The 25,713-nt window shown below is 30.7% G+C and carries 30 protein-coding genes; 18 read left to right on the forward strand and 12 right to left on the reverse strand.

The features are described 5' to 3' along the window. Positions 1-7 precede the first annotated feature (7 nt). Positions 8-529 (forward strand): hypothetical protein, encoded by a 522-nt coding sequence (locus ACTTAO_RS05970; RefSeq protein ID WP_440634417.1) that lies wholly within the window; start codon positions 8-10, stop codon positions 527-529. A gap of 284 nt (positions 530-813) precedes the next feature. On the opposite strand, the gene ACTTAO_RS05975 is transcribed toward ACTTAO_RS05970, so the two are convergent. Genes ACTTAO_RS05975 through ACTTAO_RS05985 form a run of 3 tightly spaced genes read right to left on the reverse strand, consistent with a single transcriptional unit; the run spans position 814 to position 4,067 of the window. Beyond that, a complete protein-coding gene (locus tag ACTTAO_RS05975) occupies positions 814-1,671 on the reverse strand; it encodes an NAD(P)-dependent oxidoreductase (RefSeq protein WP_440691396.1) in 858 nt (285 codons plus the stop codon). 13 nt (positions 1,672-1,684) lie between these two features. Beyond that, positions 1,685-2,548 (reverse strand): DMT family transporter, encoded by an 864-nt coding sequence (locus ACTTAO_RS05980; RefSeq protein ID WP_440648122.1) that lies wholly within the window; start codon positions 2,546-2,548, stop codon positions 1,685-1,687. Positions 2,549-2,561: 13 nt separating this feature from the next. Next, complete coding sequence (locus ACTTAO_RS05985; RefSeq protein WP_440691398.1) at positions 2,562-4,067, reverse strand: UxaA family hydrolase; 1,506 nt, start codon at positions 4,065-4,067, stop codon at positions 2,562-2,564. 46 nt (positions 4,068-4,113) lie between these two features. Between ACTTAO_RS05985 and ACTTAO_RS05990 the strand changes: the two genes are divergently transcribed. The 13 genes from ACTTAO_RS05990 to ACTTAO_RS06050 all read left to right on the forward strand — a co-directional run bounded on the left by ACTTAO_RS05990 (position 4,114) and on the right by ACTTAO_RS06050 (position 18,483). Continuing rightward, positions 4,114-5,898, forward strand: a complete 1,785-nt coding sequence (locus ACTTAO_RS05990; RefSeq protein WP_440691400.1) for an IlvD/Edd family dehydratase — start codon at positions 4,114-4,116, stop codon at positions 5,896-5,898. Further along, positions 5,899-6,867, forward strand: coding sequence for a 2-hydroxyacid dehydrogenase (locus tag ACTTAO_RS05995; protein ID WP_440691402.1), 969 nt, complete (start codon positions 5,899-5,901; stop codon positions 6,865-6,867). A 124-nt stretch (positions 6,868-6,991) separates the two neighbouring features. Continuing rightward, positions 6,992-8,008, forward strand: coding sequence for a TRAP transporter substrate-binding protein DctP (gene dctP / locus ACTTAO_RS06000; RefSeq protein WP_262590472.1), 1,017 nt, complete (start codon positions 6,992-6,994; stop codon positions 8,006-8,008). Positions 8,009-8,067: 59 nt separating this feature from the next. Continuing rightward, positions 8,068-8,637, forward strand: coding sequence for a TRAP transporter small permease subunit (locus ACTTAO_RS06005; RefSeq protein ID WP_262590473.1), 570 nt, complete (start codon positions 8,068-8,070; stop codon positions 8,635-8,637). A gap of 1 nt (position 8,638) precedes the next feature. Then, positions 8,639-9,961 (forward strand): TRAP transporter large permease, encoded by a 1,323-nt coding sequence (locus ACTTAO_RS06010; RefSeq protein ID WP_075506115.1) that lies wholly within the window; start codon positions 8,639-8,641, stop codon positions 9,959-9,961. After that, a complete protein-coding gene (locus ACTTAO_RS06015; RefSeq protein WP_440691404.1) occupies positions 9,958-10,827 on the forward strand; it encodes an NAD(P)-dependent oxidoreductase in 870 nt (289 codons plus the stop codon). The genes ACTTAO_RS06010 and ACTTAO_RS06015 overlap by 4 nt, the downstream gene beginning before the upstream one ends. Then, positions 10,824-11,567 carry an SDR family oxidoreductase gene (locus ACTTAO_RS06020; protein ID WP_262590475.1) on the forward strand — a complete coding sequence of 248 codons (744 nt, stop codon included), beginning with the start codon at positions 10,824-10,826 and terminating at the stop codon, positions 11,565-11,567. Before ACTTAO_RS06015 ends, ACTTAO_RS06020 begins: the two co-directional genes overlap by 4 nt. Positions 11,568-11,588: 21 nt before the next feature. Beyond that, on the forward strand, positions 11,589-12,431 hold the full coding sequence (locus tag ACTTAO_RS06025; protein WP_440691406.1) for a fumarylacetoacetate hydrolase family protein: 843 nt from the start codon (positions 11,589-11,591) through the stop codon (positions 12,429-12,431). A 6-nt stretch (positions 12,432-12,437) separates the two neighbouring features. Continuing rightward, entirely contained in the window at positions 12,438-13,610 is a 1,173-nt protein-coding gene (locus ACTTAO_RS06030) for a mandelate racemase/muconate lactonizing enzyme family protein (RefSeq protein WP_440691408.1), read from the forward strand. After that, complete coding sequence (locus ACTTAO_RS06035; RefSeq protein WP_440691410.1) at positions 13,603-14,514, forward strand: SMP-30/gluconolactonase/LRE family protein; 912 nt, start codon at positions 13,603-13,605, stop codon at positions 14,512-14,514. The genes ACTTAO_RS06030 and ACTTAO_RS06035 overlap by 8 nt, the downstream gene beginning before the upstream one ends. Continuing rightward, positions 14,489-17,179 (forward strand): phosphoenolpyruvate carboxylase, encoded by a 2,691-nt coding sequence (ppc, locus tag ACTTAO_RS06040; RefSeq protein ID WP_440691412.1) that lies wholly within the window; start codon positions 14,489-14,491, stop codon positions 17,177-17,179. The genes ACTTAO_RS06035 and ppc overlap by 26 nt, the downstream gene beginning before the upstream one ends. Further along, complete coding sequence (locus ACTTAO_RS06045) at positions 17,180-17,887, forward strand: cytochrome c biogenesis CcdA family protein (RefSeq protein WP_440691413.1); 708 nt, start codon at positions 17,180-17,182, stop codon at positions 17,885-17,887. 8 nt (positions 17,888-17,895) lie between these two features. Next, positions 17,896-18,483, forward strand: coding sequence for an FMN-dependent NADH-azoreductase (locus ACTTAO_RS06050; RefSeq protein WP_440691415.1), 588 nt, complete (start codon positions 17,896-17,898; stop codon positions 18,481-18,483). On the opposite strand, the gene ACTTAO_RS06055 is transcribed toward ACTTAO_RS06050, so the two are convergent. Then, the gene (locus tag ACTTAO_RS06055) at positions 18,473-19,576 is read right to left on the reverse strand and encodes a TauD/TfdA family dioxygenase (RefSeq protein ID WP_440691417.1); all 1,104 of its coding nucleotides are present in this window, start codon (positions 19,574-19,576) and stop codon (positions 18,473-18,475) included. The two genes, ACTTAO_RS06050 and ACTTAO_RS06055, sit on opposite strands and share 11 nt — an antisense overlap. 67 nt (positions 19,577-19,643) lie before the next feature. Between ACTTAO_RS06055 and ACTTAO_RS06060 the strand changes: the two genes are divergently transcribed. The 3 genes from ACTTAO_RS06060 to ACTTAO_RS06070 are packed head-to-tail and all read left to right on the forward strand — an operon-like array spanning position 19,644 to position 21,383. Then, complete coding sequence (locus ACTTAO_RS06060; protein ID WP_440691419.1) at positions 19,644-20,450, forward strand: inositol monophosphatase family protein; 807 nt, start codon at positions 19,644-19,646, stop codon at positions 20,448-20,450. Then, positions 20,447-21,010, forward strand: coding sequence for a DUF924 family protein (locus tag ACTTAO_RS06065; RefSeq protein ID WP_440691421.1), 564 nt, complete (start codon positions 20,447-20,449; stop codon positions 21,008-21,010). The genes ACTTAO_RS06060 and ACTTAO_RS06065 overlap by 4 nt, the downstream gene beginning before the upstream one ends. Before the next feature lies 1 nt (position 21,011). Then, positions 21,012-21,383, forward strand: coding sequence for a DUF952 domain-containing protein (locus ACTTAO_RS06070; protein WP_440691423.1), 372 nt, complete (start codon positions 21,012-21,014; stop codon positions 21,381-21,383). Here ACTTAO_RS06070 and ACTTAO_RS06075 read toward each other — a convergent pair. From ACTTAO_RS06075 to ACTTAO_RS06100, 6 genes are read right to left on the reverse strand one after another with little or no spacing between them, the layout of a single operon-like run. Next, the gene (locus tag ACTTAO_RS06075) at positions 21,362-21,697 is read right to left on the reverse strand and encodes a DMT family transporter (protein ID WP_440648086.1); all 336 of its coding nucleotides are present in this window, start codon (positions 21,695-21,697) and stop codon (positions 21,362-21,364) included. The genes ACTTAO_RS06070 and ACTTAO_RS06075 overlap by 22 nt on opposite strands. Position 21,698: 1 nt before the next feature. Beyond that, positions 21,699-22,031, reverse strand: coding sequence for a DMT family transporter (locus ACTTAO_RS06080; protein ID WP_440677086.1), 333 nt, complete (start codon positions 22,029-22,031; stop codon positions 21,699-21,701). Positions 22,032-22,069: 38 nt separating this feature from the next. Continuing rightward, positions 22,070-22,390, reverse strand: a complete 321-nt coding sequence (locus ACTTAO_RS06085; protein ID WP_440691425.1) for a nuclear transport factor 2 family protein — start codon at positions 22,388-22,390, stop codon at positions 22,070-22,072. Between the two features lie 13 nt (positions 22,391-22,403). After that, the gene (locus ACTTAO_RS06090; RefSeq protein WP_075505873.1) at positions 22,404-22,727 is read right to left on the reverse strand and encodes a GYD domain-containing protein; all 324 of its coding nucleotides are present in this window, start codon (positions 22,725-22,727) and stop codon (positions 22,404-22,406) included. Positions 22,728-22,742: 15 nt separating this feature from the next. Further along, the gene (locus ACTTAO_RS06095) at positions 22,743-23,117 is read right to left on the reverse strand and encodes a hypothetical protein (RefSeq protein WP_440691427.1); all 375 of its coding nucleotides are present in this window, start codon (positions 23,115-23,117) and stop codon (positions 22,743-22,745) included. Between the two features lie 25 nt (positions 23,118-23,142). After that, complete coding sequence (locus ACTTAO_RS06100; RefSeq protein ID WP_440691429.1) at positions 23,143-23,517, reverse strand: hypothetical protein; 375 nt, start codon at positions 23,515-23,517, stop codon at positions 23,143-23,145. A 163-nt stretch (positions 23,518-23,680) separates the two neighbouring features. On the opposite strand from ACTTAO_RS06100, the gene ACTTAO_RS06105 reads away from it, so the two are divergent. Beyond that, entirely contained in the window at positions 23,681-24,097 is a 417-nt protein-coding gene (locus tag ACTTAO_RS06105; RefSeq protein ID WP_440614185.1) for a hypothetical protein, read from the forward strand. On the opposite strand, the gene ACTTAO_RS06110 is transcribed toward ACTTAO_RS06105, so the two are convergent. Beyond that, entirely contained in the window at positions 24,094-25,095 is a 1,002-nt protein-coding gene (locus ACTTAO_RS06110; protein ID WP_440614186.1) for a cysteine synthase A, read from the reverse strand. The genes ACTTAO_RS06105 and ACTTAO_RS06110 overlap by 4 nt on opposite strands. After that, the gene (gene epsC / locus ACTTAO_RS06115; RefSeq protein ID WP_440691431.1) at positions 25,088-25,672 is read right to left on the reverse strand and encodes a serine O-acetyltransferase EpsC; all 585 of its coding nucleotides are present in this window, start codon (positions 25,670-25,672) and stop codon (positions 25,088-25,090) included. The genes ACTTAO_RS06110 and epsC overlap by 8 nt, the downstream gene beginning before the upstream one ends. Positions 25,673-25,713 lie beyond the last annotated feature (41 nt).

Below are 25,713 nucleotides of genomic sequence, written 5' to 3' on the forward strand. Positions count from 1 at the left end.
ATAAACAATGCTTCCAGTATCAGTAACAGATCATATAGAGGAATACGTTTCTCAAGAGATATATGTTCAAGTTGCAATAATTAAGGGTAAAGAAAAAATTTCTACAGATTCTGCAATCAAAAAATATTTTGTTAGTAATCATTTTAAAGAATTAAGTTTAGGAAAACCTTACGATCATTTTATTGATGGTTTAAGAGACAAATGTTTGGGCAAATTAAAAAATTCTCCTATGAGAAATACAGAAACTGATGATGAAACAATTATAATGTTACAAAAAAAATTAAAGGAATTAAGTGAAGTGGAATTAGAGGATACTTACTGGGAAATAGAAACTGGAGAATTTTTTTCAGGCGAGCAAATTAAAGAGTTAGAAAAAGATCGAGATAAACTAATTACAAAATTAAACTCAAGAGATGAAAATGAAGTTGTAAAAACAATTTTTAAATTTTGTGAAATTTATGAAAAGTTGTGTGAAAAAAAATATCCAGAAGCACCACTTCCGCTAGAAATATTAAAGTCTAAAAATTAATTTTTTTAAGGGTTCGCTCTTTAGTTGATACCTAAAGAGCTCCCTTTTTATCGCCTCTTTGGCATTAAATCCAAACGGATTTTATTATTTTAAGTTTTTTTATATCTAAAGATCTTCAGCTAAGTATCAGGTGGTAGCAATTTTAACATAAACCTCCTTCATATAAAAAGGTAATTATATCAAAATTATTTTCAATAAATTTATTTGCATTTAATGCAAATATATAAGTTGAATACAACCTACTGCTTTAGTAGATTCCCGATATCTTATTTAACTTCCTTCAATTATTTTTTATTAATTAATTCACTAATAAAGTTTTCTCCATAACCATCATCAACAGCTTTTTGAAAATAATTTTTATTTAGTTCAGCAACTTTTTCAGCTTCAGGAAAATCTTTTAAAAGATCTTGAATGTAAGTTAAATCTTTAACAGAGTTACTTGCAGTAAATTTAAATCCTGTGTAATCACCTTTAAGTAAATTATCAAAAACTCTGTTTAGAGCCGCAGAGTTTCCAGATCCTAGCTTTGCAACATCAAATACTTTCTTTAGATCTAATCCTAATCCATTAGCACATTTTGCTAAATGATTTACTAATGCTCCATTTCCTAAAGATAAAAAGTTATTTAAAAGTTTTGATTTTGCACCCATACCTACTGGGCCAAAATGAAAATAATCCTTACAAAATATATTAAAATAAGGCTCTGCTATTTTAAAATTCTCATCTGACGCTCCGACAATACCGCCTAAAACACCTTCTTCTGCTTGAACAGGTCCTCCCATTACTGGGCATTCAACGTAGTTAATATTATTTGATTTAAAAATTGCCTCAGTTTCAATAGAGCCAGTTTTATTGTGAGTAGTAATATCAATAACAATTGTTTTATCACTCAAGATATTTGATAATTTTTCTGAAATAGATTTTGCAATAGGTGTGTTGGTAACACACATAAATAAAGCATCTAAATTTTTAGACGCAAAATCTTCAAATGACTTAACTTCTTCAGCTCCTTCGCTTACTATCTTTTCAATAGGTTTACGATTTTTGTTAGCAATTACAAAAAGATTATTTTTGTGCTTAATGATGTTTTTAGCAATTCCATAACCCATATAACCAACACCAATAAAACCAATATTTTTCATCCAACCTCCTAATTTAACTTTTTTTACCTTCAGTTCTTATAAATAATAAACCAAATATTATAACACCCACAACACCCACAATCTTATTTACATCAAAAGGTACACCAAAAATGAAAAAATTAAAAATTGTAGACCAAACTAATTGAGAATATTGAAAATTTGTTACAAAAGATAAATTTGATAATTGAATTGCATATATAATTAAAGAGTGGCTCACAAAGCCTGCAATACCAAGCAGTGCTAAGTATAACCAAAAAATATTATTACTTAATGGTTCCCAGTTAAAAAAAATATAAACACTAAATATTATTGCTCCCAAAATAGAAGTATAAAATATTGCTGCAAATGGATCGTTATCACTAGATACAACTTTTGTAAAAAATTGGTAAAGTGCCCAACATATAGGTGGAACGATTGGAAAAATTAAATCTACACTAAATATTTTCATGCTAGGACTTAATGAATAAACAATTGAACTAAAGCTAAGGAGCATCAAAAGAATTCCTTTAAAAGTCAAAATATCTTTTAAAAAATAAGCAGAAAGCAAAGCAACGATTAATGGCGCTGTAAAGAAAACTACATAAATATCTACCAGGTCAAACTTTTGAAGAGAAAAAAACATAAACGATGTAGCTGTCACCATTAATGTTGATCTAATTATTTGAACTTTAAAATTTTTTTTTAAGTTTACTTTCGGCTTAAATATTAAAAAAAATACAATTAAAGATACTAAATGAAAAAAAAATCTTCCCCAAATTGCTTGTGTAACAGGCATTACTGTTCCAAGATACTTAGCTGTAGAGTCCATACAAACAAACATAAAGAAACCACCTGCAGCTAATAAAATTACATTTAATAAAGATGTTTGATTTTGCACTTTAGGAAAATTTTTACATTACAACGCCTACTTGCCAAGGATTAAACTCCTCGTCACCGTAGCCATTGATTTCACTCTTAGATTTATTTCCTGATGCAGTATTTACTACTAATTCAAATATTTTTTGACCAACTTCTTCAACTTTTTCTTTTCCTTCAGCTATTGTTCCACAATTAATATCCATATCTTCTGACATTCTTTCAAACATTGCTGAATTAGTTGAGAGTTTTAAACTTGGAACTGGTTTACATCCAAAACAAGATCCTCTTCCAGTTGTAAAACAAATTACATTAGCTCCTGATGCAACTTGCCCTGTAACAGATACTGGATCATATCCAGGGGAATCCATAAAATTGAAACCTTTATTTTTTAAAGGTTCAGCATAATTCAATACATCTTGTAAAATTGAGTTTCCACCTTTAGCAACTGCACCTAAAGATTTTTCTAAAATAGTTGTAAGTCCACCTTTTTTATTTCCTGGTGCAGGGTTATTATCCATAGAACTATTGTTTATTGATGTATAATGTCTCCACCATTCTATTCTTTTAATTAATTTATCTGCAGTTTGTTGTGAATTAGCTCTGTTAATTAATAAATGTTCTGCTCCATAAATTTCTGGAGTTTCTGATAAAATTGAACTTCCTCCTTTTCTAACTAATAGATCAGCAGCAACTCCCAATGCAGGATTAGCTGTAATTCCTGAATAGCCATCAGATCCTCCACACTGCAAGGCTAAAGTTAAATGACTAACAGGCTGAGATGTTCTTTGAACATTATTTGCTTCAGATAAAAGATTTTTTATTTGAGATAATACTTTATCAACAATTTTTTTAGTTCCACCTTCATCTTGGATAGTTAAGAAATGAATTCTGTTATGTTTCTTTAAAGATTCGTCAAACAAACTTACCTGAGCACATTCACAACCTAAACCGATAACAAAAACATGAGAAAAATTTGGATGATTTTTAAAACCATCAATCGTTCTTTGAAAAATTTGCATTCCCTCACTTTCAGTATTCATTCCACATCCTGTTGAGTGAGTAATAGGCACAATTCCATCTATATTTGGATAATCTTTTAAAATTTGTGAATATTTTATTTTTTCAACAATCATTTTTGTAACTGTTGCAGAGCAATTAACGGTACTAACTATTCCAATATAATTTCTTGTAGCTACTTGGCCGTTATCTCTTAATATTCCATTGAAAAAAGTATCTGCTTTTTCGTCAACATTGTGTGATTTATCAATTACTTTGAAATCTCTTTTAAATTCTCTAAATTCTAAATTATGAGAGTGAACATGCTCTCCTGGTTTAATATCATTTAAAGCAAATCCAATAATTTGATCATATTTGATAATAGGATCACCTTTTTTAATCTCTTTTAAACATACTTTGTGACCAAAAGGGATGGGATCTAACGTACTTATATCATGTCCTTCAATTTTAGTTTTTTCTGGTATGATAAATTGACTTACGCCAACGTTGTCATTGCCATTTAAAACTATTAGATTATTCATAAATTTATTATATAACCAATAACTTAAACAAACCATTATATTAATTATGCCTAAAAAAAGAAAAAAGAGTTTCCGAAGTCAACAGTGGTTCAATAATCCAAAAAACCCTGACATGACGGCTTTATATTTAGAAAGGTACTTAAATTATGGTCTTACAAGAAAAGAATTACAATCTGGAAATCCAATTATAGGTATTGCTCAATCAGGCAGTGATCTTTCTCCATGTAACAGACATTTTATGTCTTTAACTAAAAGAATTAAAGATGGGATCAGAAGAGCTGGAGGAATTCCAATGGAATTTCCAACTCACCCTATTCAAGAAACTGGAAAAAGACCAACAGCTATGTTGGACAGAAATCTATCTTATTTATCTTTGGTAGAAGTTTTGTATGGCTATCCAATCGATGGAGTTATTTTAACTACAGGGTGTGATAAAACTACTCCTGCAGCATTAATGGCAGCAGCCACAGTTAATATTCCTGCAATAGTTCTTTCAGGTGGCCCAATGTTAGATGGAGTTTACAAAGGAAAACTTGCCGGATCTGGATTAGTAGTTTGGGAAGCTAGAAAAATGTTAGCTAAGGGAGAAATTAAATACGAAGAATTTATGGACATGGTTGCATCTTCTGCGCCAAGCGCTGGTCATTGCAATACTATGGGAACAGCATCTTCTATGAATTCAGTTGCAGAAGCTTTAGGCATGTCCCTACCTGGAGGAGCTGTAATTCCTGCACCTTATAGAGAAAGAGAACAGATTTCATATGAAACTGGAAAAAGAATTGTTGGAATGGTTCATGAAGATTTAACACCATCAAAAATTATGACACGTAAAGCATTTGAAAACGCAGTAGTAGTTGCAAGCGCAATAGGTGGATCAAGTAACTGCACAACACATTTAAGTGCAATAGCTAAACACATGGGAATTAAGTTTGATTTATCTGATTGGCAAAAATTAGGTCATAATATTCCTTTGCTAGTAAACTGTCAGCCAGCTGGTGAATATTTAATGGAAAGTTTTCACAGAGCAGGTGCAATACCAGCGGTTATGAAAGAATTAATTAAGAATAAAAAAATTCATACCAACATAAAGACTGTAACTGGAAAGACAGTAGGTGAAAATTTGAAAAAGAAAATTGATGTAGATAGCAAAGTGATCAAAACATTTAAAAATGCTCTAACAGAAAAAGCTGGTTTCTTGGTTATGAGAAGTAATTTCTTCTCATCTGCAATAATGAAAACATCAGTAATCAGTAAAGAATTTAGAGATCAATATTTATCAAACCCTAAACACCCTAATGCTTTTGAGTGTAAGGCAATTGTTTTTGAAGGTCCTGAAGATTACCATAAAAGACTTAATGATAAGAAATTAAAAATTGATGAGAACTCAATATTAATTGTTAGAGGATGTGGTCCAGTAGGTTACCCTGGTTCTGCAGAAGTAGTTAATATGCAACCACCTGACAGATTGTTAAAAAAAGGTATTAGACATCTGCCTACTTTAGGAGATGGAAGGCAAAGTGGAACATCTGAAAGTCCTTCAATACTTCATGTATCACCAGAGTCTGCAGTTGGAGGAGATTTAGGAATAGTCAAAACAGGTGATAAAATTAAAATTGATCTAAATAAAAGAAGAGTTGATTTACTAATTTCTCAGGCTGAGTTTAAGAAGCGAAGAAAAAATAGAAAGAAATTTAAAGCAAATAATCAAACTCCTTGGCAAGAAATATTCAGAAATACAGTAGGTCAATTAGATGATGGTGCTTGTATTAATTCTAGAGGAAAATATTTGGATGTATCTCATACAAAAGGTTTACCTAGAGACTCTCATTAAATGAAACCAAAGATATTAGTTTCTAGAAAAATTTCAGATTTAGCAGAAGAAAAATTAAGTAAAGAATTTGATGTAACATTAAATCCAAAAGATGAGCCAATTCCAGAAAGTGAATTAATTAAGATAATAAATGACTATGATGGGATGATTTCTACAGGATTTGATAAAATTGGAGAAAATTTTTTTAATAATCTTAATGGTAAATTAAAAATCATTGCTCAGGTAGGAGTAGGTTACGATAATATTTCTGTTAACTCTGCTTTAGAAAAAAAAATAAAAGTTACCAATACACCAAATGTATTAAACGAAGCTGTTGCAGAGCTAACTATTCTTTTAATATTAGCTGCCTCAAGAAGAATTGGCGAAGCTTATAATTTAGTTAGAACTAATAATTGGAAAAATCAAAAACCTGACTTAACTAAATTTATGATTGGTAACTCAGTTACTGGCAAAACTTTAGGTATTATTGGTATGGGACGAATAGGAAGAATGGCTGCTAAAAGTGCAAAAGCATTTGGAATGAAAATAATTTATTATAATAGAAATAAGTTGTCTGCAGATTTAGAAGATGGTGCAAAATATTATTCAGATTTAAATTCGATGTTACCAAATTGTGATTTTGTAAGCATACACACACCAGCTACCGCAGAAACAAAATATATTCTTAATAAAGATACAATAAGTTTATTACCAAAACATGCAGTTGTCATAAATACATCAAGAGGATCAACAATTGATGACGATGCATTAATTGATGCACTAGAAAATAAAAAAATTTATGCAGCCGGTTTAGATGTTTTCAACAATGAACCAAATTTAGATAACAGATATTTAAAACTAGATAACTGTTTTGCTCTTCCTCATGTAGGTAGTGCGACACATGAAACACGTCTTTCAATGAGTATGATGGCAGTTGATAATATTTACTGTTTTTTCAATAAAAAACCCTTGATTTCAGAAGTAGTTTAGAACAATTCTATTCTCTGTGTTTATAAAATATATATAATTTCTATATATAATAACTAAACTGATTTAATTGAAATAGAAAATCATTTATGATTAACTTTCAAAAAACATAAACGAGAGGAAGATAATGTTTAAATTAATATCTAAAACTTTAGCAGCGGTGGCTATGGTTTCAGTTGCTTTATTTGGCTCTGCAAATGCAAAGACTTTAAAGATTGAAACTCACTTTACTGCTAGCTCACCAAATGGTGAAGTTGCGGCTCAGTTCGCAAAAAATGTAGAAAAGTTTTCTGGTGGAAGCTTGAAAATTGAAATGTTCTACTCATCTTCAGTAACAGGTAAATCTGCTGAGGTATTTAACTCTGCACAAACTGGAATTATCGATTGTGATATGACTGGTGCTGGTTACCAAACTGGTAAAAATGCAGCGTTCCAATTCGCAGGTGATGTAATGGGTGGATACGATAACCCTTACCAACAATATGAATTCTTGAACTACCCAGGTGCTCAAGATGCTGTTGATGCATTATACAACAAATATGGAATGACTTTGATTGGTTGGTGGATACCAGGACATGAGTCTTTAATATCTAGCAGACCAATTCCAGATGTTGCTTCATTGAAAGACTTTAAATTTAGATCACCTCCAGGAATGGAAAGTATGATCTTTACAACTTTAGGTGCGAAGCCAATCGTTATGGACTTTGGTGAAGTTCCTACAGCTTTACAAACTGGTCTAATCGATGGTGCTGACTATTCATCTTTAGCAACTAACTATGCTGGTGGACACTATGAGCAAAACAAATATGCTACATACCCAGGTTTCCACTCTATGCCGGCTGACCACTTAGCTTGTAACACAAAAGTATGGAACAAGTTAAAGCCACATGAGCAAGGTGCTATGAAAGCTGGAATAGAAATCGCTGGAAGAACTATTACTAGCTTAGTTGAGAGAAAAAACGCTGAAGCTGTTAAAGCTTTAAATGAAATGGGCGTTACTCTTCATGACTGGTCTAGAGAAGATAGACTTAAATTCAGAACAGCTGCACTTGCTGCTTGGGAAGAATGGAAGACTAAATCTCCAGAAGCTGCGGCTTTAATCGAAATACACAAAGCTTACATGAAAGCTAATGGTATTATGTAATAAATAATTTTTGAAGGGCCTGAAAAGGCCCTTCGAATAAAATCTAAAATTTTTACTCAATGATAGATAAAGAGTTACAAGAACAAAATGAAAAAGTAGCGAGTAAAGATGATTTTCCAATTAATTGGATTGATAGAGTTTCCTTATTTTTAAGTCACACAATAAAATATTTAATTCCTGTAATTGTAATTGTGATGATGTATGAAATTTTTATGCGATATGTTTTATTTAAGCCAACTTTATGGGCTAATGAGTTATGTTTGTGGCTTGCAGGTGTTTGCTATTTAGTTGGTGGAATATATGCAACAAGATTAAGAAGCCATATTAGAATAGTTTTACTTTACGACTGGGTTGGAAGACCAACTCAAAGAATTTTTGACTTAATTAGTACTATAATTATTGTTCTTTTTGCTACAGCAGTAATTTATGGTGGATGGGAAGATGCACACAGATCTTTCACTACCTGGGAGAGATTTGCAACTTATTGGGATCCTCCAATTCCAGCTACAATGAAACCACTTACACTTTTATGTGTATTTCTTATAGCAGTTCAATCTGTAAATAACCTAATCATTGATTGGAGAAATCCAAAAGAGAAACAATACGACCCTTCTAAAGAATTAAAGTAAGATGGAATTTGAAATAGGAACACTCTCGATAATATTAATAGTGGGATTATTAGCACTTATATCTATTGGTGTTCCGATGGGATTTGCATCAGGCTTCATGGGTGCAGTACTAGTATTTTTATACATAGGTGAGCATGCATTAGGAATATTGCTTTCAAGGTATTACTCACTGGTTGTTACTTATTCATTTTTATCAGTGCCTTTGTTTATCTTTATGGCCTCCTTGCTCGAACGCTCTAACATTGCACGAGATCTTTATGATGCTTTAAACGCGTGGTTAAGAAAAACTAGAGGTGGAGTAGGTGTAGTTACTGCAATCATGGCAACTATCATGGCTGCAATGAGTGGAATTATTGGAGGAGAAATAGTTTTATTAGGATTAATTGCATTACCTCAAATGTTAAGACTTAAATATGATCAAGACATGTCTATTGGTATTATTTGTGCATCTGGATCTTTAGGAACAATGATACCTCCATCAATTGTTTTAATTATTTATGGTTTAACAACGGAGACTTCTATTACGATGTTATTCCAAGAAGCAATTGTTCCAGGTTTAATGATTTCAGGTTTAATTATTACATACATTCTTATTAGAACAAGGTTACAACCTCATTTAGCTCCATTGAGTGATGAGCCGGCTTTAACTTTAAAAGAAAAAATGTCTTACCTTCCAGGTCTACTTCCACCAATTGGAATTGTAATTATTGTATTAGGTTCAATTTATTCTGGAATGACTGGTATTACTGAAGCTGCAGGAATGGGTGTTGTTGCTACTTTAATTATTATTTTTGCTAGAAAAGAACTGACATGGTTTTTATTTAAGGATGCATTAACAAGAACTTTTAAAGCATCTGGAACAATTTTAACTATTACTTTTGGTGCAACGGTTTTAGCAGGAGCTTATTCTCTTGCCGGTGGTCCAAAATATGTTGCAGAAACAATTTTAGCTTATGATTTGAAACCAATGTATTTAATTTTCATGATGCAGATTATGTTCTTAATCATGGGAGCATTTATGGATTGGGTTGGAATTGTATTATTAGCGATGCCAGTATTTTTACCAATTGTAATTGCACTTGGTTTTGATCCTATTTGGTTTGGAATATTATTCTGTGTAAATATGCAAGTTTCATTTTTAAGTCCACCATTTGGGCCCGCCGCTTTCTATTTAAAATCGGTTGCTCCTCCACACATATCTTTAACAGATATCTTTAGAGGTTTTGCTCCATTTATAGTAATTCAGTTAATTGTATTAGCATGTGTTATGTTCTTCCCTGAAGCAATGACACAAAATTTCCACGAATTTAAACCTAAGCCATGATAACAATTGGATTTATTGGAACAGGTCTAATGGGCCTTCCAATGGCTAAAAATATATTAAAATCTGGATTTAAATTAAAAGCCTTTAATAGATCAATAGAAAAAGCAGAACCATTAAAAGAGTTTGGTGCGGAAATTTCAAAAACAATAAGCGATGTAGTTAAGGATAGTGATTTTGTCATTACCATGTTAACTGATGATAGTGCTGTAGATGCAATAACCTCTAGTTCAGATTTTCTAGACAACTTAAAATCAGGTTCAACAGTTATAGATATGAGTTCTGTAAAACCCACAACAGCAACAAAACATGGAACTAATTTAAAATCAAAAAATGTAAATTATTTAGATGCACCAGTTTCAGGAGGAACAATCGGAGCAGAAGAAGCTTCACTAGCTATCATGGTTGGTGGTGATCAAAGTGTTTTTGATAATTCTGAAAAAATTTTAAAAGCAATGGGAAACCCAACATTAGTTGGACCTATTGGAAGTGGACAAGTATCAAAACTAGCAAATCAAATTGTTGTTGGAGTTACAATAGGAGCTGTTGCAGAAGCCATAACATTATGTGAAAAAGCTGGAGCAGATCCAAATAAATTAATCAAAGCTCTTTCAGGTGGATGGGCGGATAGTAAAATACTTCAAACACATGGAAAAAGAATGATTGATAAAGATTTTAGCCCAAAGGGTAAGACCTATACTCATTTGAAAGATATGAATAACATTTTAGAATGTGCAAATTCTTATAATACTCATTTACCTATTTCAAATTTAGTTAAAGAAATGTATAAGACCTTAGTTGATAATGGTCATGGTAACACTGATCACAGTTCACTTTATAACGAGATTGAAAGGATAAATAAAAAATGAGCGGAAGACTTAATGGTAAACAAATTGTTGTAACAGCAGCAGGACAAGGAATTGGAAAAGCAACAGCAATTGCATTTCATAAAGAAGGAGCTCATGTAACGGCTACAGATTTAAATGATAAAACTTTAGCAGAATTAAATAAAGAATATCCAGATATTAAAGTTACCAAATTAGACTCAACTGATAACAACGCTATCTTAGAATTTACTAAAACTCTTGATAAAGTAGATGTATTATTTAATGCAGTTGGATTTGTTCACCATGGAACAATTCTTGAATGTGATGAAAAAGATTGGGATTTCTCATCAAATGTGAATGTGAAATCAATGTATTTTATGTGTAAGGCGATATTACCATTGATGGTAAAACAAAATGGTGGAAGTATAATTAATGTGTCTTCATGTGCTTCAAGCTTAAAAGGTTTTCCAAACAGATTTGTTTACGGAACAACAAAGGGTGCTGTCATAGGATTAACTAAAGCAATTGCAGCTGACTTTGTAAAACAAAATATCAGATGTAATTCAATTGCTCCTGGAACAGTTTTCTCACCATCTTGGCAAGACAGAGTAAACCAGAGCCCAGATCCAGTTCAGGCAAAAAAAGATTTTATTGCAAGACAACCAATGGGAAGATTAGGAACTGCAGAAGAGATTGCTGCAGTAGCAGTTTATCTAGCAAGTGATGATGCAACATTTACAACAGGAACTACAATTTCTGTTGATGGTGGAATTTCAATATAATTTAATAACAAAAGGACAATTATGAAATTATTAAGAGTAGGTCAAAAAGGACAAGAAAAACCAGCAGCTTTAGACAAAGATGGTAAAATTAGAGATATCAGTGCACATATTTCAGATTTAAATCCTGATCATTTAAATTTTGAAACTATTTCAAAATTACAAAGTGCTGATTTAGCAAGTCTTCCAGAATTATCTTCAAGCGAAAGAATTGGTTCATGTATTACAAAACCAGGAAAATTTATTGCAATTGGTTTAAACTTTTCAGATCACGCTGCTGAAACAGGGGCAGAGGTTCCATCTGAACCAATTACTTTTATGAAAGCAACAAGTTGCATTAATGGTCCTAACGATGATATCGAAATTGTTTCTGGTTCAAAAAAATTAGACTGGGAAGTAGAATTAGGAATTGTAATTGGAAAACATACAAAACATATTTCAGAAGCTCAATCGCAAGATCACATCTTAGGATATTGTTTAGTAAACGATATTAGTGAAAGAGAATGGCAAATAGAAAAAATGGGTCAATGGGTTAAAGGAAAATCTCATGACACGTATGGACCAATTGGACCTTACTTAGTAACTAAAGATGAAATTGCTGATATCAATAATTTAAAAATGAGCTTAGATGTTAATGGTCAAAGAATGCAAACTGGAAACACTAATACTATGATCTTTAATGTTAACGTTATTGTATCTTATTTAAGTAAATTCATGTCTTTACAGCCGGGTGATATAATTACAACTGGTACACCTCCAGGAGTTGGCATGGGAATGAAACCGCAACAATTCTTAAAAGCTGGTGATACAATGAGATTATCAATTGAAAATTTAGGAGAGCAAAACTCTAAAGTAGTTGCTTTATAATCTTTTGTGAAAATAACTTCTATTAAAAGTCATGTACTTAAATATGAGTTAGAGAAAGAATTAGGTTATTCACAACAATATTATAAACATAGAACAGCCCATCTAGTCGAAGTACAAACTGATGAAGGTATTACCGGATGGGGCGAATGTTTTGGTCCAGGTAATATTTCTTTAGCTAATAAGTTCATTGTTGAAAAGGTAATTCAGCCTTTAATAATAGGTGAAAACCCTTTGAATAAAGAACATATTTGGCAAAAAGTTTACAATCTTTTAAGAGATAGTGGTCAAAAAGGAATGCCAATACAAGCTTTGTCAGGAGTTGACATAGCTCTATGGGATATCTTAGGAAAAAAAACAAACTCTCCTCTTTACCAACTTGTTGGCGGAAAATGTAATAATGAAGTTCCTGTGTATGGATATGGAATGATGTTGCAAAAAAAATCAGTTGATGAGCTAATTCCATTGTTTGAAGAAGAAGCTAAACAGATTAAATCAAAAAACTTTAAAGCAATGAAAATGAAGGTTGGATTAGGTCCAAAAGAAGATTTAAGGTTAGTTCAAGCAGTTAGAAATTCTATAGGTGATGATTTTAAATTAATGGTGGATGCTAACCATGCTTATAATCTGAAAGATGCTCTGTATGTTGGAAAAGGACTTGATGAACTAAATATTTATTGGTTTGAAGAACCTGTCGCTCCCGAAGATTACAACGGTTACCGAGAATTAAAAAAAAATATATCAACCAGTGTTGCTGGAGGTGAAGCAGAATTTACAAAGTATGGATGGAATAAATTAATTACCAATAATTGTATTGATATAGCTCAACCAGAAGTATGTGGATTAGGAGGTATTACAGAATATTTGAAAGTTGCAGCCTTGGCGCAGGCTAACTTTGTTCCTGTAATTAATCATGTTTGGGGATCTGCTGTAAGTATAGCGGTAAATCTTCATTTATTGACTGCGCAACCAGATATGCCAGGGGGACTATTCCCAACAAAATCTATGCTAGAATTTGATACAACAGAGAAAAATATCTTTATTACAGATCTACCAAAAGAAAATTTTTCAATTTTAGATCAAGTTAAAAACAATAATGGATTTGCATCAGTGACAGACAATGTAGGTATTGGTATAAATCCTAATGAGGACTTTATTAAGGAGTTTGAAGTAAATGAATAAAATTAAAACTACAGAGCCAAAACCTATTTGGAAAATAAGATGTACTTTAGGCGAAGGAACACTTTGGGTTAAAGAACACAACTCAATTTATTTTGTTGATATAAAGAAAAAGAAAATTTGTTCTTTAAATACTAAAAATAAAAAAAAGAAAATATTTAAAGTAAATAAAGAAGTAGGTTTCATTGCTCATGTAAGAGATCATATATTTATTTTAGGATTGCAGGGTGAAATAAGAATTCAAAATTTAAAATCAAAAAAAGTTTTAAAATCGATACCTATAGAACCTGAAATAAAATTGAATAGAATAAACGATGGTAAAACAGATCCTGCTGGAAATCTTTGGTTTGGTACCATGGATAACTTAGAGAGAAAAATTGAAAAAGGATCTTTGTATAAATTAGATAAAAATTTAAAATTAACTAGAGTTGATAAAAATTATAGAATTACAAATGGCCCTGCATTTATTGATCAATATAATTTTTACCACACTGATAGTCCTAAAAAAACTATCTATAAAATTAAGATAAATAAAAATAATAAAATAATTAGTAAAAAAATATTTAAAAAATTATCTCCAGAAGAAGGTTCACCAGATGGAATGACTGTAGATAAAAATAAAAATTTGTGGGTTGCTCATTTTCATGGTGCATGCGTTTCAGTATTCAATAGTAAAGCAAAATTAATTCATAGAATTCAATTTCCGGCCAAAAATATCACTAATTGTGCATTCGGTGGAAAGAATAATCAAGAACTGTACGTTTCAACAGCCACAAAAGGAATGGACAAGGCTGATTTGCGAAAATTTAGATATTCAGGATTCTTTTTTGGTGTAAAAACAAACGCAAAAGGAGTTTTACAAAAAAAATTTATTTTAAGTAATGAAGCAGAGAGATCTTTACTATGAACGAATACCCACTAAGCTCTTAAGAGAAGATATAAGATTATTAGGAACTTTTCTTGGAAGAGTAATTAAAGATCAAGAAGGCACAAAATTTTTCAATATTGTTGAGCGATTAAGATTATTATCTAAAAACACTTTATTAGATAAAAATAAAAGTAAGATATTTTCCAAAATCTCAAAAGACATAAGAAAGCTTTCACCTGAAATCACTTTTAAGGTTACTCGATCTTTTTCACATATTCTAAATTTAATGAATTTAGCTGAGTCGTTAGATGCTTCTAGAAAACTTAATGAATACGATAATCCATATTTTAAGAACAAAAAACAAAATCTATTTATTGAGGATATAATCAACAGTCTATTTAAAAATAGAAAAATCTCTGACAAAAAAATTTATGATCAGGCAACAAAACTTGATATTGGAATAGTACTCACAGCACATCCAACAGAAGTTAAGAGAAGAACACTAATTCAAAAATACGCAAATTTAACTACTTTGATGGAGCAACGCCATCTTTATAAAAAATACCCCGCAAAGATTATTGAAATAGATCGAAAATTGTATTCAGAGATAGCCATTATTTGGAAAACTGATGAATTAAAAAGATCCAAACCATCACCGCTTGATGAAGCTAGATGGGGCTTGGCTGTAATAGAGGATAGTTTATGGGACACAATTCCAAGAGTTTATAAAAGGTTGAATGATATTTTTAGAAAAAATTTAAATAAAGATCTTCCTAGAAACTTTAATCCAATTCAATTTGGTTCATGGATGGGTGGAGATAGAGATGGAAATCCAAATGTTACATCTGAAGTAACAAAAAAAGTAATTTTATTTTCAAGGTGGCAAGCTGCAAAGTTATACGAAAGAGAACTCACAAAATTAATTCAAGATTTATCAATGGAAGAATGTTCTAATAAAATTAAAAAAGTTACTGGAAATAGTTTTGAACCTTATAGGGTTTATTTAAGACCTTTAAGAGACAAAGTAAGAAGAACACATCAGTTAATTGAAGCACATATAAATTATAATAAACCATTAGATGAAAATAAATTATTAAAAGATAAGTATGAAATCATAAATCCATTAAGAGAAGTTAGAACATCCTTAAACATGAACAAAGGTCAACATATAGCAAATGCAGATTTGTTGGATTTAATAAGAAGAGTTAGATGTTTTGGAATAAATTTAGCAAGATTAGATATCAGGCAGGAGTCTGATAGACATGAAAAACTTTTAAATGAAATATTTAAAAAGAAAAATAAAATAAATTATTCACAATTACCTGAAGAAAAGAAAATTGAATTACTTAATAAATCAATAAAACAAAAAAAATCTTTTGTTAATAAAATTAATTTAAGAGACAAAGAGAATTTAGAAGTTTGGAAAACATTTAAACAAATATCTAAAGAGCCAGAACAATGTATGGGCGCGTATGTAATTTCAATGACTTCAAAAGCATCTGATATTTTATCTGTTTATTTATTGCAATTACAGGCTGAAACAAAGAATTTGTTAAGAGTAGTACCACTTTTTGAAACTTTAGATGATTTAAAGAATGCCAAAGGTGTTATGCAAAATTTATTTAAACTTCCTTGGTATAGAAAAATGATCAACTCAAAACAAGAAGTAATGATTGGATATTCAGATTCTAGTAAAGATGCTGGAAAACTATCTGCAAGTTGGCATCAATATAAACTTCAAGAAGAACTTAGAAATTTAGCTAAAAAATATAAAATAGATCTTGTATTTTTCCATGGAAGAGGAGGATCTCCAGGAAGAGGAGGAGGACCAATTCAGGCAACTCTTAAATCTCAACCATCTGGAACAGTAAATGGAAAAATTAGAATTACTGATCAAGGAGAGGTGATACAGCAAAAATATGGATATAAGCCTTTAGCTGAATACAATCTATGTAGTTATATAGGTGCAGTAATGGAGGCTACTTTAAATCCACCTCCTAGATCTAAACCAAATTGGCGAGAGCTTATTCAAAAAATGTCTGAGATTTCTACATCTGCTTACCGGAAGTATTTAAATCAAAGCGAAGATTTTATTAGATATTTTAAAACTGTTACTCCGCATAAATCTCTTGGAAAACTCGCAATTGGTTCAAGACCCACCAAGAGAAAGAATGTTGATAATATTCAAAGTTTAAGAGCTATTCCTTGGGTGTTTGCTTGGACTCAAATTAGATTAATGCTTCCCGCATGGCTTGGTACAACTGAGGCTTTGAGATATGGATCAATTAGAGAATTTAAAAAAACTATGACAGACATGGAGAGGAACTGGCCTTATTTCGTTTCCACAATGGATATTTTGGACATGGTTATTTCAAAGGTTGATCCTGAAATATCAGTGATTTATGAAAATAATTTAGCTGATAAATCTTTAATAAGAATTGGAAAAAGATTAAGGTTTCAATTTGATGCATTGGTCAAATTGCACAATAAAATTACTCCAAAAGAAGTTATAAAAGAAAGGAAAGAGTTTAGAAAAGCTTTATTTATCAGAAATAACTACACTGAGATGCTAAACATTCTTCAGGCAAATATAATGAATAAATTAACAAACAAAAAATATAAAAATTTAGATAAGAAATATTTAGACGATGCTTTAATGACATCTATTGCGGGAATTTCTGCAGCAATGAAAAACACTGGATAGATGATTGAATATTTAATTGCTTTTGGAGCAGGGTTAATAAGTTTTTTATCACCATGTGTTCTACCATTAATACCTGGATATATATCTTTTGTATCAGGCCAATCTCTTAAAGAAATAACTGAGAAACAAAATTTTAATATTGTTCCTTTAATTAAATTTTGTTTTGGTTTTTCATTAGTATTTATAATTTTTGGAGCTTCAGCATCTTTTTTAGGACAAGTATTGTTAGAAAACTCTCAATCTTTAAGATTAATCGCTGGACTAATTGTAATATTTTTTTCATTACAATTATTAGGTGTTTTTAATTTTGGATTTTTAAATATTGATAGAAGATTTGATTTTAAAAAAATTGATAGTTTTTTCTTTCCTGTGATAATTGGTGCTGCTTTTGGATTTGGATGGACACCTTGTATTGGTCCAATATTAGGATCAATTTTGGCTTTAGCTTCAATTGAAGATACTTTATCAAGAGCAATAATTTTATTAAGCTTTTACTCTTTAGGTTTAGCTATACCTTTTGTTTTATCAGGTTATTTAATTCAGAAATTTTTAATTTTTTCAAAAAATATGCGTCAGTATATAAATATTATCTCAAAAGTAGGTGGCGCAATTCTTTTAGTAACTGGAATATTAATTATTACAAATAAATTGCAAGCAATTGGGTTTTATTTAATTGAGATCTTTCCTTTTATGCAAAATTTTGGTTAAAGTAATTAATGAAAATTTATCAAATAGATTCAAGCGCTAGAAAAAAAGGCTCAACTTCGAGAGCGTTAGCAAAAAAACTTTTGGAAAAAATTAAAAAACCAGATGATGAAGTAATTTATAGAGATTTAGATGATGAAATGCTTTTTGTAAGTGGCTTAACAGAATCTGGAATGAAAATTGATGAGAAAGATCAAACTGAAGAACATAAGAAAATGTTTGAACTTTCCGACAAGCTTGTAAAAGAATTAAAAGAGAGTGATATTATAATAATTTCAGCTCCAATATATAATTACGGACCACCCGCAACTCTTAAAGCTTGGTCAGATTTAGCTGCAAGAATAGGGGAAACCTTTAAATTTAAACCCAATGGTAGAAGAGAAGGGTTATTAAAAAATAAAAAAGCATATCTTGTAATTACTTCTGGTGGAACAAAACTAAATAGCTCAGAAGATTTTTTAACGCCTTGGTTAAAATTTATTTTAAATTTTTTTGGAATTGAAAAAGTTGAAGTTATAAGCGCTGATCAAATGGCTTTAGACTATGAAAAATCTATTAGGGATGCAGAAGCTCAAATAGAAAATATTTCTATAGATTAAACTTTCTTTTTAAGTGTCTTAATTTTCCTTCTGTACTATCGTAGTCTATATAGCAACCTTGTAAAAATCTTTCTCCTTCATTAGCATCATAAACTGTTCGTCCATGAAGCAACCTATGATTATCCATCATCATTAAATCTTTTGGAGCAAGTTTAAATTCTATTCTATATTTATCTGAATTGTACATTTCAGACAGTTTTTTTCTTGCTTGATAGTATAAATCTAATTCTTCTTTATCTAAGATTGGAACAAAATCTAATCTTGGACTAAATCTTACTTGTTTAAAATTTTTATACTCATCTAATTCAATTAAAGGACATAAAGATTCTAAAATTACTTCTTTATCAATAAATTTAAATCTTACTTTTACTTCTGTTAAGATTTTATAATAATCAGGATAACTTTTTTTTAAATCTTCAGTAACAGTATATCCATCAACCAGTGTAGAATATCCTCCTAAAACTTTACTCTCTATGCAATGCAAAAGTTGGATACATGGTACAGGGTTTCGATATGGATTATCTGTGTGCGGTGCAAGAGCTAAAGAAGTATATGCAAGATCATTAGGGTCAGGTTTTGATTTAACATCAAAATATTCTCCAAAGTTTGTTCGTCTAACACTGCCTATTGAGTTTGCAAACTCAACAATATAATTTTTAGTTGTTGGTATATTTTTAATTACAACAAATCCAAACTTATAGAAAGAAACGAGCAAGTCATGCATTTCTTTACTTTCATAAAAATTATTTTGGTATTCAAAATTTTTGATATTGCTTAAACTGGAATCCCATTTAGTTTTTTCTATAGATTTTATAACTGTATCTTCTTTTGAGAATTCTAAAGCAATTTTACTAAGATTAAGTTTAGAACTAATTCCATCATTAAAGTTAACTTCTAAAAATTCCTCATGAATAGAGGCTTTATTAATGATTATATCATTGCTCAAACTAGTTGGGTCAAAAAGTCTTTGTTGAGTTCCTTTATCAACAAATTCTTCACCATCCACTCTTTCTCTTAACCAAAAAGGATGTATTTCTTTTTTTTCAGTACCGTTATTGAAGTAAACTTTATTTTCGTGAAGCTCAATTTTCATAAATAATACTTGAGCATTATTTAAAATTTAACTTTAATCAATATAAATTAAATAGTAAGAATTATTTGTGAATAATTTTGATACAAAAAAATATCCAGTATTTTCAAGTTTTTTAAACCAGCTAGCAAAAGATCTAACAAAATTTTATTATGCTAAGTTAGATAAGCCGTTCAAGATAACCAATAAAATGAAAGGCAAAGGTTATGATCCAGTAACTACATCTGACAAAGCTTTTGAAAAGTTTATAAGATCCAAAATTTCTAAAAGATTTCCAGATCATCAAATTATAGGTGAGGAATACGGTCACAAAAATACTAAAAGTGAATTTTCATGGGTAATAGACCCAATTGATGGAACTAGATCGTATGTTGTTGGAAATACTAGTTGGAGTAATTTGATTTCATTAAATTATAACGGGGAGCCAATTTTAGGATTAGCAAATTTCCCTAAAATGAAAAAATATTACTTAAATGTAAACAAAAACACCGCATACGTTTTTGAAAATAATAAAAAAAGAAAACTAAAAGTTAATTCTAAATTAAATTTTGCAAATTCAAAGTTAGCTGCTGCTTTTCATAATCAATTAACCTTAAAACAACAATCCAAAATTCAAAAATTTATTAAACGAATGCAATTTCCATGTTTTGATGCTTTAACATATTGTCAACTAGCTGAAGGCAGATTAGAAATGGTTGCACAGTGTGCAAACAAAATTTGGGACATTCATCCAATAATGCCAATAGTGAGAGCAAGTGGAGCCATAGTAACTACTTGGGGTAATAGAAATCCTGTGGTAGGAGGAAATATTATTGTCTCAAATAATAAAGCAAATCATAAACAAATATTAAAATTATTAAAACCTTTAGCTGAATGATACCAGAACGAGCGCAATCAATTTTAGATTTCTGGTTTAAAGAAACTCCTTTTGAAATGAGATTTAAGAAGGATGATAAATTTGATCAAAAGATAAAAGATAATTTTTTAAAAGATTATGAACTTGCTTGTCAAAATGAATATGATGATTGGCAGGATAATCCCATGAGCTGCTTAGCTTTGGTAATTCTGTTTGATCAATTTTCAAGAAATATGTTTAGGGATGATAAAAAAGCATTTGCTCAAGATCAAAAAACTAGATTGATAGTAAATGATGCAGTGTATTCTGGATATTTAGAAGCTATGACTGTTGATCAAAGATTTTTTATGCTTCTACCTTTAATTCATAGTGAAGAAATTAGTGATCATGAAATGGCTTATTACTTATTAAATAAATATTTAAGAGAACATGAAGGATACAATAAGATTAAAAAATTTTGGCAAGACCACACCAAAGCAATTAGACAGTTTCATAGATACCCACATAGAAATGAAATTTTAGGAAGAGAGTCTACCGAAGAAGAACTGGAATTTTTAAAAGGGCCAAACTCTTCCTGGTAAAATGAATTTAGAATTTATTTTTAAAGTCATAGATAAAGAAGAATGGCAAAAAGCTAAGCAATCTGGAACTTATGGTGGATCTGAAAAAGATATTAAAGATGGATATATTCATTTCTCAGAGGAGGATCAGGTCGAGGAAACCTTAAAAAAACATTTCCTAAATAAAGAAAACCTAGTTTTATTGAGAGTAAATGCTTTTAAACTTGAACACTTACTTTGGGAACAAGCATCAAATGGTGATATGTACCCACATTTATATTCTCCATTAGATACAAGCACTGTTGTTAATGAATATGAACTATCTTTAAATGAAGATGGAAGCTATCAACTTCCAGACATTTTAAAAAAATATCAATTTAATCGACCCAAGTAATTAACCATTACAACGCCAATAATAATCAAAGCAATTCCAATTATCCCATAAATATTAGGAACTTGATTAAATTTTAATACAGCAAAAAGAACAACTCCTGTTACTGTCAAACCACTATAAATTGAATAAGCAAATCCAACAGGTATTGCATGCATAGCTTTTGCAATTGAAAACATTGTAATACACATAAAAAGGATACATAAAATTGAAGGAGTTAGCTTTGTAAAACCTTCAGAAATTTTGGCAAAACTGTTTGAAGCTATTCCAAAAATTATACCATTAGCTAAAAATAAATATCCTATAAGAGGCTTCATATTATTTACTACCTAACAAATTAACCATTAAAACTCCAATAATTATAAATGCTAGTCCGATCATGGAGTAAAGATTTGGAACTTGATTATATTTAATTACACCTACTATAACTGTTGCAATAATTGTTAATCCTGCAAATGAAGCGTAAGTGATGCCCATTGGTATATTCTTCATCACCAAGGAAAGTGCATACATGCACAAAACAATTGTAATTGCGGTAATTATACTAGGGAAGATTAGTGTAAATCCCTCAGCGCTCTTAGCAAAACTATTTGAAGTAACTCCTAGGAATACAGCAATTCCTAGGAACAAGTATGAAGTAGCGAGACTCATTTAATAATATTAAATGAAATCCCACTAAATATATATAATTATTTAGGCATTGGAGTAGCACCAGTTTCTAAACTAACAATTTTTCCATTGTCGTATTTATAAACTGCCATTACAGCCTCAACATTTCCATCGTTAAATGTAACAAAAGCATGATGAATTCCAACTTCATCATTCTCGTAAACAATTCTAACTTTATCTTGATTGATGTCACCACTCATTGCCCATTTGATAACATCATCTTTAGTTAAAATATTTCCTGATTTATGCATTGTAAATTTAAAATCATCATGCAAAAGCTCATTCATAGCTGCTTCGTCTTTATTTTTTAGTGCAGCACTATATTTTTCTAAGATAGACATTTATTCCTCTCGTTTATTCACCTGGTTTTTTAAAGTTTTTTCCAGCATCTGCAGCTTTGTTGAAAGTTTTATTATAATCAAATACCTCATGAATCATAATATCTTCCATTAAACCTGCGTTCATAATCGCAACTTTCATTCCAAGAACACTTTCGTAATCTCCTTCAATAACATTGATTACATCAAATCTTCCTCGAACCCACTCATAACTATGAAACTTTACTCCAACAGTATCACAAATAGCTTTGATCGCTGCTCCTCTATCTGCATTTGGATCGCTCTGCATTCTCAAAGCAAGATCACGACTAATCTTTCCTATAATATAAAATTTAGACATATTTTTTACTCCTTTCTAATATAGAGTTTGTACTACTTTTTTAACTCTATCTTCTCCATTAGGTACCGTTGAGTTTACAAATTCATGACAGGCATTAGTTTTATCCTCGTCAAATTTAGATCCATAAAACTTATCAACAGCTTTGTTTACTCCTTCATCCCATTGCTTTTCAGGGATTCCAACTTCTAAGGCATAAGCTTTTAAAACTTTAACTGATGCCATAGATTTTTCTTTCATACTATATTCAAATGTTTCACCAATTGGCAAGAAATAGTTAGCCATATAAATACCACTGCATTCCCAAGCTCTATTTTTATCACTATCAGACATATCCGCATATGCAGAGGTTAGAAATAAAACACTGAATAAAATCACTATTATTTTTTTCATATATTTTAGTTTCTAAATTGTTTGTTTAGTAAATCCCTGATTTTACCAATTTATCTATTTCTTCTTTTGAATTAGGGATTAATTTATAAACAAAACTATCACATTCCATTGTGGTATTTTTCTCGTATGGTTTTCCATATCGTTCATCAACAATCTTAATTAATTCTTTATTAAGATTGTCTTCATTTACACCATCTTTAACCAAGTAAGAGCTTAAAAATTTCTTAGCAGCAAAAGAATGAGTAATTTTTTCTAATTCAAGTTCTGCTTGTGGAATCATACTATTTGCATAATAAATTCCTGCACACTCAATTGTTTTCTTTTTGTCATCTTCACTCATTCCCGCATACGAAGAAGTCAAAAAAAGAATACTAATTAATATTAATATTATTTTTTTCATTTTATCTTTCTCTTTAGTTATTAATTATAAGTAAGTGAAGACTGTTACATATTCATGACAAAGTCTCTCGTGTTTATAACGCGCGTCAGTTATGCAATTAAGGAGCACAAAAATTGCTGATTATGTTGTTTTATCTGATGATAAAATTTGATAGGGTTTTAATATGATCGAAAAGTTTAATGGAATTTTTTATTTAATTGTATTTTTAGTACATTTTATTGTTTTTGCTGTTTATGCATATCAAACCGTTTTCGCTACAAAGAAATTTTTAGATAAGTTCGGTATTGATGATACTGGTGCTGGAATGACCAGATTTTTTGGTTCTTTGTTTATAGGTGCTGTTGCGATGGCAATATGGGTTGGCTTTATTAGACCTGATGGTCTTCAAGGAACATGGGCATTTTTTAATTTAGTGTTTTTACAAAACCTTTCAGCTTTTATTGTTGGTATATATAATATTAAAATCAATAAGCTCGGTCACACACCACAAACATCTAATGAAGGAATTATTGCACCAGGTATTCTAACTTTGTTAAGTGCAATACTTTGTTACGGATTAGCAGATAAGATTTATATCTAAAACCAACTAGGTATTGGTAGACCTTTTTCTTCTAAGAATTTTTTATTGAACATTTTAGTTGCATATTTATCGCTTCTGTCACAAAGGATTGTAACGATGGTTTTACCAGGTCCTAATTCTTTTCCCATTCTAATAGCTCCAGCAATATTTATTCCACAACTAGTTCCTAAACTTAAACCCTCATTTTGAATTAAATCATAAAGAATAGGTAGAGCCTCATGATCATCAATAGAGTAGGCGTCATCAATTTTGGCCTCACCAAAGTTGGCTGTAACTCTGCTTGAACCAATTCCCTCTGTTATAGATCCTCCTTCAGATTTTAATTCTCCATTCTTTATATAATTATAAAGAGCAGAACCTTTGGGGTCTGAAAGGTAAATTTTAATATCTTTATTCTTTTCTTTTAATGCATTACTTACACCCGAAATGGTGCCCCCAGTTCCAGATGAACATACAAAACCATCTACCTTACCATCTGTCTGTTCCCAGATCTCTTGACCTGTTCCTTCATAATGACCTTTTGCATTTGCAGTATTATCAAATTGATTAGCCCAAATAACTCCATTGTTATTTGAAGGTCTTAATTCATCTGCAAGCCTTGCAGCAACCTTTACGAAGTTATTGTCATCTTTATAAGGCTTCGGTTCAACTAATCTTAACTCAGCGCCAAGGTTTCTTAGTAAATCTTTTTTCTCTTGAGTTTGATTGTCGTTCATAACAATAATAGTTTTGTAACCTAAAGAATTTCCCAAAAGGCCCAAACCAATTCCAGTGTTACCGGCAGTACCTTCAACAACAGTTCCTCCTTTGGAGATTAATTTTTTTTCCTGTGCGTCTTTAATTAGTGCAAGTGCTGCTCTATCTTTTACAGATCCGCCTGGATTTAAAAATTCTGCCTTACCATAAATATTACAACCAGTAATCTCTGATGCAGCTCTAAGTTTTATAAGAGGAGTATTTCCAATCCCAGAAATAAAATCGTTTTGCGTATTATTCATTTTCTGATTTTTTATCACTATCAGGGGTAATTCCGTAAGGTTTAAATTCGCTATCAGCTATTCCAACATTCTTAGCAGGAATTCCAACCATCACTGCATTTTCAGGAACATTTTTTGTAATTACAGCGTTTGCTCCAATTTTTGCACATCGTCCAACAGTTACTGGACCTAACACCTGTGCTCCTGATCCAATCACTACTTCATCTTTAATTGTTGGATGTCTTTTCATGTTTCTTTGATCGTTTGAATTTATACTTGGTGCAATTCCACCCAATGTAACCATATGGTAGATAGTAACATTATCACCAATATCTGAAGTTTCACCAATCACAACTCCCATACCATGATCTATAAATAAATTTTTTCCAATTTTTGCATTAGGATGAATTTCAATTCCAGTTAAGAATCTTGAAAATTGAGAAATGATTCTTGCAACGAGATAAAATTTAGCAGTACTAAAAAAATTAGCTATACGATGAAAGAATACTGCTTTGACACCTGGATAGGTTAAAATCAAACTAAGCTTTGATTTTGCTGCAGGATCTCTATCAATTATCGATTGTAAATAATCATTCATTGTATTTTATGCTCACTTGAAATTTTAATAAGTGGCTTATA

The sequence above is a fragment of the Candidatus Pelagibacter sp. HIMB1782 genome (genome assembly GCF_052047475.1).
GTDB lineage: Bacteria > Pseudomonadota > Alphaproteobacteria > Pelagibacterales > Pelagibacteraceae > Pelagibacter.

Coding starts and splice junctions, on each gene's coding strand:
- ACTTAO_RS05970 (WP_440634417.1), top strand. CDS start 8: ATGCTTCCAGTATCAGTAACAGATCATATAGAGGAATACGTTTCTCAA.
- ACTTAO_RS05975 (WP_440691396.1), bottom strand. CDS start 1,671: ATGAAAAATATTGGTTTTATTGGTGTTGGTTATATGGGTTATGGAATT.
- ACTTAO_RS05985 (WP_440691398.1), bottom strand. CDS start 4,067: ATGAATAATCTAATAGTTTTAAATGGCAATGACAACGTTGGCGTAAGT.
- ACTTAO_RS05990 (WP_440691400.1), top strand. CDS start 4,114: ATGCCTAAAAAAAGAAAAAAGAGTTTCCGAAGTCAACAGTGGTTCAAT.
- ACTTAO_RS05995 (WP_440691402.1), top strand. CDS start 5,899: ATGAAACCAAAGATATTAGTTTCTAGAAAAATTTCAGATTTAGCAGAA.
- dctP (WP_262590472.1), top strand. CDS start 6,992: ATGTTTAAATTAATATCTAAAACTTTAGCAGCGGTGGCTATGGTTTCA.
- ACTTAO_RS06005 (WP_262590473.1), top strand. CDS start 8,068: ATGATAGATAAAGAGTTACAAGAACAAAATGAAAAAGTAGCGAGTAAA.
- ACTTAO_RS06010 (WP_075506115.1), top strand. CDS start 8,639: ATGGAATTTGAAATAGGAACACTCTCGATAATATTAATAGTGGGATTA.
- ACTTAO_RS06015 (WP_440691404.1), top strand. CDS start 9,958: ATGATAACAATTGGATTTATTGGAACAGGTCTAATGGGCCTTCCAATG.
- ACTTAO_RS06020 (WP_262590475.1), top strand. CDS start 10,824: ATGAGCGGAAGACTTAATGGTAAACAAATTGTTGTAACAGCAGCAGGA.
- ACTTAO_RS06025 (WP_440691406.1), top strand. CDS start 11,589: ATGAAATTATTAAGAGTAGGTCAAAAAGGACAAGAAAAACCAGCAGCT.
- ACTTAO_RS06035 (WP_440691410.1), top strand. CDS start 13,603: ATGAATAAAATTAAAACTACAGAGCCAAAACCTATTTGGAAAATAAGA.
- ppc (WP_440691412.1), top strand. CDS start 14,489: ATGAAGCAGAGAGATCTTTACTATGAACGAATACCCACTAAGCTCTTA.
- ACTTAO_RS06045 (WP_440691413.1), top strand. CDS start 17,180: ATGATTGAATATTTAATTGCTTTTGGAGCAGGGTTAATAAGTTTTTTA.
- ACTTAO_RS06050 (WP_440691415.1), top strand. CDS start 17,896: ATGAAAATTTATCAAATAGATTCAAGCGCTAGAAAAAAAGGCTCAACT.
- ACTTAO_RS06055 (WP_440691417.1), bottom strand. CDS start 19,576: ATGAAAATTGAGCTTCACGAAAATAAAGTTTACTTCAATAACGGTACT.
- ACTTAO_RS06065 (WP_440691421.1), top strand. CDS start 20,447: ATGATACCAGAACGAGCGCAATCAATTTTAGATTTCTGGTTTAAAGAA.
- ACTTAO_RS06070 (WP_440691423.1), top strand. CDS start 21,012: ATGAATTTAGAATTTATTTTTAAAGTCATAGATAAAGAAGAATGGCAA.
- ACTTAO_RS06075 (WP_440648086.1), bottom strand. CDS start 21,697: ATGAAGCCTCTTATAGGATATTTATTTTTAGCTAATGGTATAATTTTT.
- ACTTAO_RS06080 (WP_440677086.1), bottom strand. CDS start 22,031: ATGAGTCTCGCTACTTCATACTTGTTCCTAGGAATTGCTGTATTCCTA.
- ACTTAO_RS06085 (WP_440691425.1), bottom strand. CDS start 22,390: ATGTCTATCTTAGAAAAATATAGTGCTGCACTAAAAAATAAAGACGAA.
- ACTTAO_RS06090 (WP_075505873.1), bottom strand. CDS start 22,727: ATGTCTAAATTTTATATTATAGGAAAGATTAGTCGTGATCTTGCTTTG.
- ACTTAO_RS06095 (WP_440691427.1), bottom strand. CDS start 23,117: ATGAAAAAAATAATAGTGATTTTATTCAGTGTTTTATTTCTAACCTCT.
- ACTTAO_RS06100 (WP_440691429.1), bottom strand. CDS start 23,517: ATGAAAAAAATAATATTAATATTAATTAGTATTCTTTTTTTGACTTCT.
- ACTTAO_RS06105 (WP_440614185.1), top strand. CDS start 23,681: ATGATCGAAAAGTTTAATGGAATTTTTTATTTAATTGTATTTTTAGTA.
- ACTTAO_RS06110 (WP_440614186.1), bottom strand. CDS start 25,095: ATGAATAATACGCAAAACGATTTTATTTCTGGGATTGGAAATACTCCT.
- epsC (WP_440691431.1), bottom strand. CDS start 25,672: ATGAATGATTATTTACAATCGATAATTGATAGAGATCCTGCAGCAAAA.